This window comes from Bacteroides sp. RTP21281st1_H5_RTP21281_210402, assembly GCF_040918965.1.
In the GTDB taxonomy this organism is placed as follows: Bacteria; Bacteroidota; Bacteroidia; order Bacteroidales; family Bacteroidaceae; genus Bacteroides; species Bacteroides congonensis.
Map to the genome: position 1 here is coordinate 1 of NZ_JBCOWR010000008.1, position 16068 is coordinate 16068.

At 42.4% G+C, this 16068-nt stretch carries 8 protein-coding genes; 3 read left to right on the forward strand and 5 right to left on the reverse strand.

The features are described 5' to 3' along the window. Window positions 1-518 precede the first annotated feature (518 nt). From AB5443_RS13090 to AB5443_RS13110, 5 genes are all read right to left on the reverse strand, one after another. Complete coding sequence (locus AB5443_RS13090) at window positions 519-1649, reverse strand: ATP-binding protein (protein WP_083589305.1); 1131 nt, start codon at window positions 1647-1649, stop codon at window positions 519-521. Between the two features lie 104 nt (window positions 1650-1753). After that, window positions 1754-3505: an AAA family ATPase gene (locus tag AB5443_RS13095; protein ID WP_044655256.1), complete on the reverse strand. Its 1752-nt coding sequence runs from the start codon at window positions 3503-3505 to the stop codon at window positions 1754-1756. A gap of 143 nt (window positions 3506-3648) precedes the next feature. After that, window positions 3649-4077: a hypothetical protein gene (locus AB5443_RS13100; protein ID WP_277135452.1), complete on the reverse strand. Its 429-nt coding sequence runs from the start codon at window positions 4075-4077 to the stop codon at window positions 3649-3651. Between the two features lie 35 nt (window positions 4078-4112). After that, window positions 4113-5654 carry a DUF4990 domain-containing protein gene (locus AB5443_RS13105; protein ID WP_277135451.1) on the reverse strand — a complete coding sequence of 514 codons (1542 nt, stop codon included), beginning with the start codon at window positions 5652-5654 and terminating at the stop codon, window positions 4113-4115. A 12-nt stretch (window positions 5655-5666) separates the two neighbouring features. After that, window positions 5667-7130, reverse strand: a complete 1464-nt coding sequence (locus AB5443_RS13110; RefSeq protein ID WP_368113891.1) for a glycoside hydrolase family 28 protein — start codon at window positions 7128-7130, stop codon at window positions 5667-5669. Window positions 7131-7392: 262 nt separating this feature from the next. On the opposite strand from AB5443_RS13110, the gene AB5443_RS13115 reads away from it, so the two are divergent. The 3 genes from AB5443_RS13115 (at window position 7393) to AB5443_RS13125 (ending at window position 15897) form a co-directional block, all read left to right on the forward strand. Next, the gene (locus tag AB5443_RS13115) at window positions 7393-11727 is read left to right on the forward strand and encodes a two-component regulator propeller domain-containing protein (RefSeq protein WP_368113893.1); all 4335 of its coding nucleotides are present in this window, start codon (window positions 7393-7395) and stop codon (window positions 11725-11727) included. A gap of 202 nt (window positions 11728-11929) precedes the next feature. After that, complete coding sequence (locus AB5443_RS13120; RefSeq protein WP_073347712.1) at window positions 11930-14893, forward strand: sugar-binding domain-containing protein; 2964 nt, start codon at window positions 11930-11932, stop codon at window positions 14891-14893. 125 nt (window positions 14894-15018) lie between these two features. Next, on the forward strand, window positions 15019-15897 hold the full coding sequence (locus AB5443_RS13125; RefSeq protein ID WP_044657054.1) for a sialate O-acetylesterase: 879 nt from the start codon (window positions 15019-15021) through the stop codon (window positions 15895-15897). Window positions 15898-16068 lie beyond the last annotated feature (171 nt).

Below are 16068 nucleotides of genomic sequence, written 5' to 3' on the forward strand. Positions count from 1 at the left end.
TAATATATTAATAACCAATAATATAGAAAAGAAATAGCAAATAAGAATATAGTAATAAATATAATGCGTCTGCCCTGGTTCAATAAGACATCTCTATCGTTGCACTCCAGTGAACAGGCTCGTGTACTAGAGTGCACAGGTCTATCTACTCGAGTACACCGATCTGTTCACTAGAGTGGAACAATACGGATGAAGGCAGGAAAACACAATAATGTCAGTTGTAAGAGATATCTTATCTACCGACCTAACATACAAACTACGGCTATATTGCCTTCTACATATTAGTCTCTTGAAACAAAGACAAGCATAATATGCAGCATGAGAAATGCAAAACGAAGCATGAGAAATACCTTCTTTAAAGGCATTTTACAGCTATAAACTATGAGAAATGCATGTAAACATTTTAATTCTCATTCATTATACATCTGGTAATCAAACGAATACATTTCGCTATGAGAATATGAGAAACGATTTTGTTTTTTTATTCTAGTAGGCGCGACAGGGAATAAAACACCAATTTATCCTTTTCCTAACCGCTGTCGAAGCCACATACCTAAAAAACGGTCGCTAATAGAATAAAGTCCATTATTCTCCATAGTAATCAAATCATTATCCAATAATCTCTTCGCCGCAGATTGTACAGAACTAGCTGAAGGCAAATTATATTTCTTAATAAATGCTCCAGACTGTATCTTATCGACTTTCCCTTCACAAGCCAAAGCCTTTAGTAATCCACGTTGCTTTTCAGGTATGCCATAATAAATTGATTCGTAGATTTCTCCATTGTCATCCAACTTCTTTTGGACAGCTTTCCGAATAATCTCACGGGTACAAACATCTATCGTCATATAATATGCCAAATAGAATACATTTTGCATGTACCAAGTATGCCCCTCAAACAACTCATAGACATACTCAATATCTTCCGCTGCAATCTGCTTACCGGCTTCATTAAAATGCCGGATAACAAATTCACTATACTTTTCCAAAGGAATAGGTTTCAGGCTCATTACGGAAGCACTATGATAAAACGGCTTGGAAACACTAAAAAACATATTTTGCAACATATGTCTCTGGCTGCCCGCAAAAATAAATGAAGCATTGGTGCAATGCTGAACATGTGTACGAAGCAAAGCCTCAGTATTAGTTTCAGGATACTTGCTTATTTGTTGAAACTCATCTATTGCAACAACACATCTTTTATTCGAACTATTGATATAAGAGAATATTTCGTCCAATGTCCGCTGGGGATCTTTGATATCTCCAATACCAAAAGAGGCTTCCAACTGTCCTAATGAATCAAAGCTGATACGAAATTCCAAAGAACGAACTATGCGACAAAACGCTTCTATAGCATTCTTTCCTTTTGGCTTCAACACCTCGCAGATTTTATTGCCCAAAAGTACAACAAAATCCGACAAATTCAGTGTAGAATAGATATCAATAAAAAAGCAATAATAGTTGTCACGAAGTACCGATTGATTGAAACAGTGAAGTATCAATCCTGTCTTTCCCATACGACGGGGAGAAATTAAAACCTTATTATTCCTACCCTCCACATCCATTATAACTTCTGCACTTTCTTGCTCTCTATCACAAAAATACTCCGATGACACATAGCCCGAAGTAATAAAAGGATTCTGATTCATAAAGATTACGTTTATTCTTTGCCTCAAAGATAACTATTTCTTTATTATCATGCAAAAAGAATGATGCAAAAAGAATGATAACCTATAATCGACAGGATATTATCTTACACTTCTTCACACACCGGCATATCCATCCCTTTATACACTACCACAATCTTATGCAATTTCGTAGTGCCGACAGCCCGTTTCACAGTCTCCGTTTCCGCATAGCGGTTGGCTTGTTCGATAGCTTCCTGCCGCAGCGCCTCCACACGGCTTTCGGAATCCTTATATTTTGCATACTTCAATTCAACAATATAACTATGCGTCATATCAGAATAGATATCCAACAAAGGGCATAGAAATATATCGGCATAGCCCGCCTGCGTGTCTTGCTCGGATATGGGACGATAAAAGCGGTTCTGCGCTGTCATGGCAAGGGTGAAGCCGTGGACAAAAAATTCACCTTTCTGTTTGTCACGTTGGGAAGCGTAGCGTTTCAGACAGTCGGCAATGTATCCGAAATAGGCTTTCCATTCGCCATCGTAAGCAAGTCGACTGGCAAGTTCACTCTTCTCATAACTGCTGAAACTTAGATCTGCGTCATTGTATGTATTCAGCAGATAGGTATAGAGTTGTTCCTGAACCACTTGGTTAGGGATGGTCAGCTTAGTCTCTCCTCTATGTAATCCGCTGATAGTAAGCATACCGAAATAGTAGAGCAGGCTCACAAAGTTGTCAGGATTGGTGATGCTGACAGCAGGGAAACCTTTCTTCAACTCTCCGGTGATATAGCCCTGACTTACTAAAGTCTGGACAACAGAAGCATCGTGGGCAAACTCCTTGTCCTTACGGATAAGCATACGCAATTTTTCGTAGTCGATACGGATATTATCTTCTACCATATCCCGTGGCGCCTTACCACTCATAATATAGTTCTTAACAAAATAGAGTACCATATTAGAGTTATACATCGTGGTATCACCGTAACATTCCTGCGCAAAACAATAGTTGTCATACCACGGTTTCATTATTCCTATCAGTTCATCTACAGTATGTCGGAAAGGACTGTTTGTCGAATAGTAAGTCAGCATTTCGCGCACTTCCTCTTCAGTGAATCCCATCATTTCGTTAAATTCGGATGTAAGCGAATAATTGGTGCCGATATTGAATCCGCTAGTCAAATCGTCCATCGTCACGGGGCTGACGCCCGTTATGAAACAACGCTTGATACTGGAATAAGTACCTGCTTTTATCTTGTTGAAGAAAGCGCGGAGATAACCTTCGCCATGTGTTTCGTTGGTATAACGATACAGGCTTTCGGGGTCGGCAAGTATGGCATTGGTGAAGTGGTCGTACTCATCAATAAAAAGATAGATATCCTGACCGGCACGTTCACACTCATGACAAAGGAAGTCGAGCTGATTGACCGCCCCATCCTTTTCGTCCAGCCTTTCTTTAATACCTTGTGGCAGAAGGTCGGCATAAACTTCACAGAAATAGTCAAAACAGATTTGACAATGCGCATCCAGTCCTTCACGGTAGTTACTCAGTTCGCCGACAATGCCGGAGAAATTAAGATAAAGCACCAGATAACTATTACGGTCACGTGTAGGATACTTGCCTATATATAAGTCTCCGAAGAGTTCGTCAAACTTGTCTTTAGTACGTATATCATAATAGTGTTGCAGCACATTCAGCGTCAGGCTTTTGCCGAAACGTCGGGGACGGATGAAGAAAAAGAAACGGTCTGCCTGTTCTATCAGAGGTATGAAGTGGGTTTTGTCAACATAATAATAGTCCTCACGGCGAATTAATGCGAAGTTCATCATACCGTAGGGAATGCGCTTTCTGTCCGGAAACAAATATTTTTCCATTACTTTATGCTTTAAAGAAATAAGTACCTTGTAAATGACAGAAACAAAGATAATCTCTTTCTGCCATTCTCACAAACAAATGCACTTCCTTTTTGGTTTGCTCTTTCACAAAGGGGGAAATTATTCCAGACATGGTTTGTTTTTCATTTCGTAAGCACAAGCTCTCCCTTACGTCCGCCGCCCCGAAGAAACAGTTCATAAGTATTATTACCAGAATCTTTTACTTCCAGTATATCCAAATCCGTTGTTTTGGTTTGTTCCCCCCGGACAATTGTCCTAAGGATAGCGTCCGACTTCTTCCCGGTCGAAAGTCCGCCTTTCCATGTCAACAGATATTGTTTGCCTTCCACGATATTGGTAATGGCAACCTTTTCAGAAAATACGGTTACAGACCAGTTATTCGGCTGTTCCAGTTCTATGGTAATGTCCCAAATGAAATGGGGATTTATATTTATATCTGTATCCGTTCCTTCCGATAGAATTTCCTCTTTACTGCATGATATGGTAAAAGCACATAGCAGTAGCATGGCTGTCATTGTTCTCCAAAGCATATTCAATTGTCCGGTTATCATTGTTCTACTATTTTATAAGTCTGTATATTCCAGTATTATCTGACAATTTTCAGTTTGGCAATTCCACCATTATCTGTTGTCGCTTTTAAGTCTATCTCCCCGCTATATGAGGACAAATCTATCTGTCCTTCAGATAATGAGCACTCTTTTCCATTGACATAAAACCGGGTGAACGCTTCCGCCCCGACGCCTACTACTTTAGCTATATTTCCTTCAACATGGATAGCGGCTTCTTCCAACCAGTCGTAGGCAGTATCTTCATTTTCTTTCCCTATGAAACAGCCGAGTCCGGCATTACTCAATTTACTATCCGACTTTAACCGTAGAAAATCTATATCCGGAAGACTTCCGTCCGCTTTACGCGACAAAGTAAGTTGACCGGCATCCAAACTGATAAAATCATCATCTGTCACAGTCATTTCTATCGGAAGAAAAGAGTTATTGGCAATCTCACATTCCACCTGATTAACATCTATGATATGTTTTCCCGATGACCTCGGCTTATGGGACAAGTTGTTCTTTATGATATGTCCATATCCCGGCACGTCAACCGCTTCCAACGCAGTTTTCCTGTTCAGCATACAAAAGTTGGAAGGATTCTGATAACCGGTATTATTATACCAGGCTATTCCACCCAAGTGATGGTTCGCATAGAAACCCTTATTCTTATTCATATACGCAAGGCAGTATTGAACCACATGCATGGGAATCACAGCCGGCGCTTTCGGATTATCACTCATTCCATAGCCACCTGATTTAAAGCCGGTTCCGTCACCCGCCTTACCACCATCTTTCGTATATCCGTTCAAGAAAGACCAGCAATTCTCGATAGTAAAAGCTGCCTGACAGTTTATCAAATCGAATCCGTCGTCACTATTATACCATGCACGGCATCCTCGAAACACATTGCCTGTATATTGGGGAGAAGTGAGATGTCCACCGAATCCGTCGACGTTTCCACCTTTACCGCCGTCGGATATAGGGTCGTAATTATTATACGCATCACAATTCAGTATCAGATTATCTTTGCCTGTCACTATATAAAAACCGATAGCCATGCCGTCATGCATCGACAAATGCTCATAAATATTATTGCTTCCGCCTTCATTACGAAAACATTCGGACTGGGTATGACCTACGATAGTCACTTGCGTGCCTATGACCTCCATATTCCTGAAATGCAAATAAGAGCCGCTTACATAAAACACGATGACACGCTCATTATCGGGTTTTACTTCCGAAAGGTCAAATACAGGACGTTCATTCTTATAACCGGAATAACAGATTCGCTTATCCGCCCCTGTCCCACTTTTTGACATTTTAAATACCCGACTCCAGGTAGTGCTACCTGCCGTATAATGTTCCATTATTTCGGTTTCCGACACTTTGTATGTCCCTTGTCGGATATAAACCGTGTCTCCGGGCACTACTTTCGATTGCGCTTTGCCCAACGTAGCAAAAGGCTTGTCAATCGTTCCGCTGTTCGAATCATTTCCATTGGTGGCAACAAAGTAGTTTGTTGCCGGAAGACAAAGGTAGTATCCTATAAAAAGAAGAAAAAGAGTGATGCGTTTCATAGGTTGATGGAATTACTTGTAATTAATCTCAATCTTGCTGTCTATATTATCCATTTGCTGCAATTTGCTCTTATCTTTTACAGTCAGACGGATGTCCTGCAACTGGAAATTCTTTCCATACGTTATTTTTCCGACGGATTCGACTTCTGCGTCAATGTTGGACAGATAGAAATTCTCGATACGATGATTCTCATTCCAACCCGACGCAGAGATGAAGCGTTTCGCTCCGTCGGCTTTTATATGCGAAAAATACACATTGCGGAAATAAGGATAACCTTTTTCTTTCGGTTCGACAGGAGTCAGCATTGTAGTCCAGTGTGCGGGGATTTCTTTTCCTTCATACTCTTTGGGTAAGGCGGAATAGCTGTATTTCGGGTTCCAGTTCAAGTCGACAGCCAGGATACGGATTACGCTGTCAGCCTCAACACGTGTCATGTAGATATTTTCAACTGTTCCGCCACGGTTCATGGACGATTTCAAGCGTAAGGCAGTACCCGTTCCACAGGCTTTGAGGTCATATGCCAGTACGTTACGGATAGAGCCGGAAGTTTCACTTCCGCAGGTCAGCAATCCTGCGCCTTTGCGGGCGATGCAGTTGCGGACTACCACATTTTCCGTCGGACGGTTCACACGCAAACCGTCCGCATCACGGCCTGCCTTGATACAGATATTGTCGTCGTTGCAATCCACGTCGCAGTTTTCTATCAGAATATTGGTGGATGAATCAATGTCGATGCCGTCCGTGCTCGGGCCGTGTCCGCCTACATTATTATTAATGGTAAGTCCGCTCACCGAACAATGGTCTGAATAAAGTATTTGGCAAGCCCAAAATCCGGTACGTACCAATGTAAAGTCTTTCAGAGTAATATGTTTGCTGTTGGAAACAAGGATTCCCCGCACCCGCTTGCAGTCGTAGTCCACAATCCAACGCAAGTTTTTCTTTTCATATTCTTCGCGCATTGCCCAGTATTTATCCCAAAACACCTTTCCACGGCAATCAATGAAGCCTTCGCCCGTCAGAGCGGCATTTTCCGCATCCATTATATTGATAACGGCCGAAGGCCACGCCATCTCAATACCGGCAATGCGGGAAGGAAATTCCGGATAATCCTCTATATCCTCGCTTGCGAGTAAGGTTGTACCTTTACTAAGATGCAGGTTCACTCCGCTCTTGATGAACAGGGCGCCTATCTTATAGTATCCCGATGGAATAACTACCGTACCCCCGCCCTGTTGGTGGCAAGCGTCAATAGCTGCTTGAATGGCACGGGTACTGAATACTGAGGTATCATTCTGTAGTCCGAATTTCCCGGCATCCCATTCTGTGTTTCCCGGAGTTGTTTGTGCTCCTACCTGATCAGCCCATGATAAATCCGGTTTGGCGGACACACTTCCCCAATCATAAACGGGAGCTGCTTTTTCCGGAGCCGTAAAACCAATCAATGCCAATAGTACAATAGATAAAAGATATTTCATAATCACTTCTTTTAGTTCACGTTGCAAAATTATCGCATATCATACAAGAGGGCATGGACGGATGTACGTAAAAGATAGAAATTTATGTAGAGCAGACAATAAACATCAACAGATGCACAATTGTATATAGTCTTTGTACATTTCTCCATTACATGGATTCAAAAAAAGAGTAATTTTGCGGGAGAATAAAAAGACCGGATAATTAAAGTCCCAACTAAAGAAATAACTATCTTTGCCTGTATATAACACATATAAATCCACTATGAAGAAGAATGCATGGCTTATATTTTCACTTTTATTTCTTTATCTGTACCCGCTGTCAGCCTCGGTTGAAATCCGTTCGAACAAGCTGACCACCGGAGACGGGCTGGCAAATAATTCTATCCGCTACATGATGCAGGATAGTAAAGGGTTTATCTGGTTGGGGACTCTCAACGGATTAAGTTATTATGACGGCAATTCTTTCGTCAATATCTATCCGGACATCAACAATCCGCTTTCACTCGCCGACTCCCGCATCCGCAGCATGGAAGAAGACCCGAACGGATTCATGTGGATTTCGACGATTTCTTCTTTTATCAGTTGCTATGATTTGCGTCACGGTTGTTTCGTGGATTTCACAGGAAAGGGGGAATACAAGGAAAACTATTCCAAATTCATTATCAGTTCCGACAACTCGATATGGTTATGGCATAATCAGAACGGTTGCCGCAGGGTTGTTTACCAGAACGGCAAGTTCTCATCACAAGCATATAAGGAGAAATCGGGAAATCTTACGTCCGACCGTGTACAGTTCGTTTTGGAGAGCGCCAAAGGAGAAGTATGGATTGGCACAAACAAGGGACTGTTGAAGTATCACGACGGACAGACAGCCAATCTCGACCCGCAGGGGCAAAGTTGGGAACATATCATTTCCTATGACCAATATACCTGTATCATCACCAACAAGAACGAAATCTACCGTCACACCTATTCTGCGGACAAACTGGAAAAGGTAGCGTCACTGGCGGAAACGTTTGATGATGCCAGCCACGTCACAGGCAACTTCCTCTTGCAGGACAAATGGGTATTGTTCACAGCCAACGGCAGCTATATATTGGATATTCCTACCGGAAAACTAAGCCGTTATTCCGAACTGAATATCAGGAACGGAGCCGTCACCCGTGACAACAAGAAAAATGTATGGGTGCACAATTATACCGGAGATATCTGGTATGTCAACATAAGCACCGGAGAAATCAAGCCTTTCCGCTTCCTTTCTTCCAAACATATCGGCTACATCGACGTGGAACGTTACAGCATCGTGCACGACTCACGGGATATTCTTTGGATATCGACTTACGGCAACGGACTTTACGCTTATGAATTGCCGACAGGCAACTTGCAGCACTTCACCTTTGAAGTCAACCAGTCCAGCCATATCAATTCCAATTATCTCCAGTTTGTAATGGAAGACCGTTCCGGCGGCATTTGGGTAAGTTCCGAGTTTTCGGGATTGTCGCATCTGGAGATTCTGAACAAAGGCACGCAACGCCTTCACCCTAGCGGTGAAAACAGTTCCGACCGCTCCAACACCATCCGTATGCTCTTCCAGGCTCAAAACGGTAGTATCTACATGGCAAACCGCATGGGCAGCCTTTACGAATACAACCCTACCCTGACCAAAATAATCCGACAGGAAGACTTCACACACAACGTATATAGCATGAATGAGGACTCCGAAGGCAACCTGTGGTTGGGAATGAGAGGAATAGGGCTACGTATCGGCGCAAACAAGTGGTACAGGAACGACAGCAAAGACCCTCATTCACTATCCAACGACCAGGTTTACTCTATCTATCGGGACAAAAAAGGACGTATGTGGCTGGGCACTTTCGGCGGCGGACTGAACCTAGCGGTAAAGACAGCCGATGGTTATGAATTCAAACATTTCCTACAGGATAATTATGGCGAGAAGCGTATCCGTGTCATCGAAGAAGACAAGAACGGGCACATGTGGGTAGGAACCAATAATGGTGTCTACATCTTCCATCCCGATTCACTGATTGCTTCGCCCAAGAATTATGTGATATACAATCATGCCAACGGTACATTCCCCAGTAACGAAATCCGTTGCCTGATGAATGACGATAAAGGCAATATGTGGATTGGGACTGCCGGAGCCGGATTTGCGGTCTGCCGTCCGGAAGGCAATTATCAACATCTGACGTTCGACTGTTATGATATAAAAGACGGATTATCCAATGCCGTGGTGCAGTCTATCGTACAGGACAAGGACAACAAGATGTGGATTGCCACCGAATACGGAATCTCCCGCTTCACTCCGGCAACCAGACAAATCGAGAATCACTTCTTCTCCTCTTATACTTTAGGAAATGTATATAGCGAGAACACTGCCTGCGTCAGCAACGACGGCAATTTGTTGTTCGGGACAAACTACGGACTGGTGGTGTTGGATGCCAATAAGATAGAGAACCTCGACAAACCTGCTTCCGTCATCTTCACCGGACTTCAAATCAACGGTGCACATATGCTTCCGGGTGTAGAAGACTCGCCTTTGCAGGAAGCCATGCCTTATATCAACGGACTGAATCTGAAATATTATCAGAATTCATTCATTATCTCTTTCTCCACTTTCAACTATCTCGATGGTATATCCAAATACTCTTACAGCCTGCCGCCATACGATACGGAATGGAGTTCGCCTTCCAGCCTGAACTTTGCCGGTTACCGGAACTTGCCGCCGGGCAAATACGAACTTCACGTGAAAGCCTGCAATGCCGCCGGCATTTGGGGAGAGGAAAACATCATGGAGATTGTGATAGCCCCACCCTTCTGGAAGACCGGTTGGGCGTATCTGATTTATGCGATTCTGATTGCCATAGCAGGTTATTTCAGTTTCCGCATTATCCGGAACTTCAATGCCTTGCGCAACCGTATTGCCGTAGAGAACCAGTTGACGGAATACAAACTGGAATTCTTTACCAACATTTCCCACGAATTCCGCACTCCGCTGACACTGATTCAGGGTGCTTTAGAAAGAATCGTCAATATGGGGAATCATTCCAAGGACATGCAGCACTCCCTGAAGATTATGGACAAGAGCACGAAACGGATGCTGCGGCTTATCAACCAGTTACTGGAATTCAGGAAGATGCAGAAAAACAAGCTCGCCCTTTCACTGGAAGAGACGGATATTATCGCTTTCTGCTATGAGATATTCCTTAGTTTCAAGGACGTGAGCGAATCCAAGAACATGGACTTCCGTTTTGAGCCTTCATTAAACTCTTATAAGATGCCTGTTGATAAGGGAAATCTCGACAAGGTGATTTACAACCTGCTTTCCAATGCCTTTAAATATACTCCTTCCAATGGCAAGATTGTATTCAAGGTAGACGTGCAGGAACAAAAGAAACAACTCTGCATCCAGGTGACAGACACAGGACTGGGCATTCCGAAAGAAAAGCGTGCGGAACTGTTCAAACGCTTCATGCAAAGCAGCTTCTCACACAGCAGTGTGGGCGTAGGCCTGCACCTGACCTACGGGCTGGTCAATATGCACAAAGGAACGATTTCTTATAATGAGAATGAGGGCGGCGGTTCTGTCTTCACAGTCGAACTGCCAACCGATGCCGGCGTTTACGAAGAAAAGGATTTCCTTGTCCCCAACCAGCTATTGATTGAGGAAGAAGAACAACGCCACAAGGAACTTGTCACAGACGAGAAGACGGATGAAGAGCCGGCTACTCCTGCTGCACCGTTGAACAAACGGAAAGTATTAATCATCGAGGACGACAACGATGTCCGCGAGTTCTTGAAAGAGGAAATCGGACAGTATTTCGAAGTAGTGGCGGAAGCGGACGGTATCAGCGGATTCGAACGTGCACAGACTTACGATGCGGACTTGATTATCTGTGATGTATTGATGCCGGGCATGACCGGATTCGAGGTGACCAAGAAACTGAAGAACGAGTTTGCCACCAGCCATATCCCTATCATTCTGCTGACTGCCCTCAACATGGAAGAAAAGTACCTGGAAGGTATTGAATCCGGTGCAGACGCTTATATTACCAAACCGTTCAGCATCTCTCTGCTACTGGCGAGAATCTCCAAACTGATAGAGCAACGGGACAAACTACGCGAGAAATTCTCCAACGAGCCGGGAATGGTTCATGCGGCTATCTGTACGAACAACAAGGACAGTAAATTCCTCGCGAAGCTGAATGATATGCTGAACGAGCATATGGTAGAAACAGAATTTTCCGTGGATGACTATGCCAATCTTATGGGATTGGGACGTACCGTGTTTTATAAGAAGGTGCGTGGCGTCACGGGATATTCGCCCAACGAGTATCTGCGTGTCATCCGGCTGAAGAAAGCTGCGGAGTTATTGCTGACCGAAGACTTGACCATTGCCGAAATATCGTACAAGGTAGGTATCAACGACCCTTATTATTTCAGCAAGTGTTTCAAGAACCAGTTCGGGATAGCTCCTTCGGTTTATCAGAAAAACGGTGGTAAAGCTCCGGCTTCCAGTGATTCATCGGACGATACGGAGCAATCTGCCAAGGAAGAAAACAATGAAACGGATGCCTGAAAAAGATACGCGATAACTGACACACAATAGTATCACATTCCCCTTTTCATCGGGGAATGTGTACTATTATCCGAAATTGTGTACAAATACCCGTTCCGCTTTTTTCACCGGAAGATAAAAATTACATCCTTTCTGTACGGTAGTATAGGTCTATTTTCTTTCAATGCACTTTCTTTGCAGCAGAACATTTTAATTGATTATCATGAAACACAAATTATTTCTTTTTGTATTTCTATTGGCTGCACTGCCTATTATCAAAGGACAGGCATCCGAACGTAAAAAATACAATTTCAACAGTGAATGGAAACTGCGGACAGGAGACTATCCTAAAGCTAAAGATGCTAAATTTGACGACAGTCAATGGAAACAAGTAACTTTGCCCCATGCTTTTAACGAAGATGAAGCATTCAAAGTATCTATCGAGGAACTTACAGATACCATAACTTGGTATCGTAAAAAGTTCCAACTGCCCGAATTAAAAAGCAACCAGAAAGTTTTCATAGAGTTTGAAGGAGTACGTCAAGGCGGTGATTTCTATATCAATGGACACCACTTAGGAAAACATGAGAACGGAGTCATGGCAGTAGGCTTCGACCTAACTCCATACATTAAACAAGGTGAAAACTTAATTGCAGTACGCACTGATAACAGTTGGACCTATAGAGAAGCTGCTACAAAATCAAGATTTCAGTGGAACGACCGGAATTTCAATGCCAATTACGGCGGTATTCCTAAAAATGTTTTTCTCTATGTTACTGACAATGTTTACCAAACTCTTCCTTTATACAGTAACCTAAAAACAACAGGCGTATATGTCTATGCCAAAGACATTGATGTAAAAGGACGCAAAGCAACGATTCATGCTGAATCGGAAGTCAGAAATGATAGTAAAGAACCTCGCCTATTCAGCTATCAGGTAACCGTATTCGATGCTGACGGTAAACAAGTCAAAAGCTTCCAAGGTGACAAAGTGACTCTAAAAGCCGGAGAAACAGGGATAGTAAAAGCTTCTGCTCTTATAGGCAATCTTCATTTATGGAGTTGGGGATACGGTTATCTGTACACAGTAAAAACAGCACTAAAAAATGAAAACAACCAAGTTTTTGATGAGGTAAATACACGTACAGGATTCCGTAAGACACGCTTCGCTGAGGGTAAAATATGGCTGAACGACCGTATTATCCAAATGAAAGGGTATGCACAACGTACAAGCAATGAATGGCCTGCTGTAGGCATGTCTATTCCGGCCTGGCTTAGTGATTACTCAAATGCTCTAATGGTGAAAAGCAACGGAAATTTAGTTCGTTGGATGCACGTCACACCATGGAAGCAGGACATTGAATCTTGTGACCGCGTAGGTCTGATACAAGCAATGCCTGCCGGAGACTCTGAAAAAGACCGTGAAGGACGCCAATGGGAACAACGTGTCGAATTAATGCGTGATGCAATAATCTATAATCGTAATAATCCCAGTATTCTTTTTTATGAATGCGGCAATGAATCTATCAGTCGTGAACACATGATAGAAATGAAAGCTATCCGTGACAAATACGATCCTTTCGGTGGACGAGCTATCGGTTCACGTGAAATGCTGGACATTCGTGAAGCTGAATACGGGGGTGAAATGTTATATATTAATAAGAGTATGCACCACCCGATGTGGGCTACTGAATATTGTCGCGACGAAGGACTACGCAAATATTGGGATGAATACAGTTATCCTTTCCATAAAGAAGGTGACGGACCGCTCCACCGTAACCAACCGGCCACTAGCTATAACCACAACCAAGACGAATTTGCCGTCGAACTTATCCGCCGTTGGTATGACTATTGGCGTGAACGCCCCGGAACAGGTACCAGAGTCAATTCCGGTGGAGCTAAAATTATTTTCTCCGACAGTAACACCCATCATCGGGGAGCCGAAAATTACCGGCGCAGTGGTGTAACAGACCCAATGCGTATTGAAAAAGATGGTTTCTATACCCATCAAGTCATGTGGAATGGATGGGTAGATACAGATAGGTTTCAGACTTATATAATCGGACATTGGAATTATCCTGAAAATACTACAAAACCTGTATATGTTGTCTCTAATGGAGAAGATGTAGAACTTTTCTTAAATGGCAAATCTTTAGGAAAAGGAAAACGTGAATACAACTTCCTCTTCACTTTCGACAAGGTTTCTTACCAACCGGGAAAACTGGAAGCTATCAGCTACAACAAAGCTGGTAAAGAAGTCAGTCGTTATATGATAAAAACAGTAGGAGAACCCGCGAAATTAAAACTCACCACCATTCTGAATCCGGAAGGTTTCCACGCTGACGGTGCAGACATGGCATTAATACAAGTGGAAGTAGTAGACAAAAACGGGAACCGTTGTCCGCTGGATAACCGTACAGTACAATTCACACTAAAAGGCAATGCAGAATGGCGAGGAGGAATTGCCCAAGGAGAACACAATCATATCCTCGATACCAATCTACCGGTAGAGTGCGGCATCAACCGCGCCCTTATCCGCAGTACAACCACTGCAGGAAAAATTATTCTAACAGCACAAACGAAAGGGCTTCCAGCCGAAACTATTACATTGGAAACCATTCCGGTAAAAGTAAACAAAGGATTAAGCACTTATCTTCCGCAAGCAACTTTGAAAGGTAGGCTAGATAAAGGAGAAACTCCATCTACCCCATCTTATAAAGATACCAAAAAGGGAATACGAATAGTATCTGCAAAAGCAGGTTTCAACAATGGAGAAACAGAAAAAAGCTTCGATGATAATGAATTGAGTGAATGGAAAAATGATGGTAAACTAAGTACAGCATGGATAACCTATACACTCGAGAGAGAGGCTAAAATAGATGATATTTGCCTAAAATTACAAGGATGGCGTACTCGTAGTTATCCTTTGGAAGTATTTGCAGGAAACAAACTAATATGGAGTGGAAATACCGACAAAAGCTTGGGATATGTCCATCTGACTATAGACAATCCTATAAAAGCAAGTACAATCACAATCCGTCTGAAAGGCAACACAAGTGATAATGACGCTTTTGGAGAAATAACAGAAGTAAAAGCAAAAGTGGCGAACGAAATGGAATTGGAAAAGAATAAAAGCAAAAATACTCTTAGAATTGTAGAAGTTGAGTTTCTTGAATCAATCAACTGATCCAGTTTTCAACAGGCATTAGATTTCAAATAATATTGTTAGTTTTGATAGAAAGTCCTTCTTACGTTTATTTTATCGTTTAGAAGGACTTTCAACAACATAACTTATCTCAATAATATTCCCATATGAAGAATTTATTTTTTATTTTAGTCTTTGTGTTCAGTTGCAACTGTTATGCAAGCAAAAATGAACCTGCACACGTTATTATTACAGCCGGGCAATCAAATACCGATGGGCGAGTTCCCAATGACCGGCTACCGGATTACATCAAAGTTATGGCAACAGACACAGCCTTCACTACAGGTGCTTACAAATATTGCAAAATAGCCCAAAACCGAACAGACGGAAAATTTCGCCCCTATTGGCCAAAAAGTAAAAGAAGAGCCAAACCGAATACATGGGGATATGACGCTGTTACATATTATTGGCTGGAACAAATGTGGCAGGAACCTTTCTACGTCATCAAATGGGCTATCGGCGGAACTTCCATCGAGCCTTCCACAACTTCGGACAAATCGGTTCACTGGTCGGCAAATCCAGAATGGCTGGCAAATAACATATCCACCAACCAAAAAGGACGTTCATTACTTCTATCTTTTATTAATAACATAGATGGTTGTATTGACAATACATTATCAAAGCTAAAGAACGGTTATCAAATTGATGCATTCTTGTGGCATCAAGGAGAAAGCGACCATGCCCATGGAGACAAATATTACGAAAACCTGAAAACAGTAGTCCTGTATATACGCAATCATTTAAGTGAAAAAACAGGAAAGGATTATTCCGAACTTCCATTCATCTTCGGCACAGTAGCCAAGAAAAACAAGCAATACGGCAGCGAAGTGGAAGCCGCTATGAGACGCTTTGCCAAAGAAGATAAAAATGTCTGGCTAATAGATATGTCAAATGCAGAGCTGATGGGTGACCGTTTACATTTCAACCAAGATTCTGCAGAATATTTGGGTAAACAGATGTATGAACGTATAAAAGCACTTCGCTGAAATGGTTATATTTGTACTATCATAAAGGATAGTGTACAAATACCAAGTATATTTTTCAGTAATTAGTATGAAATTACATCTTTTCCGTACGAATATTTAGACGTAAATTCTTCTAATGCACTTCCTTTGCAGAAGAAGTCAGACAAACTACAGTCTGTCTGCTTCTCTAAA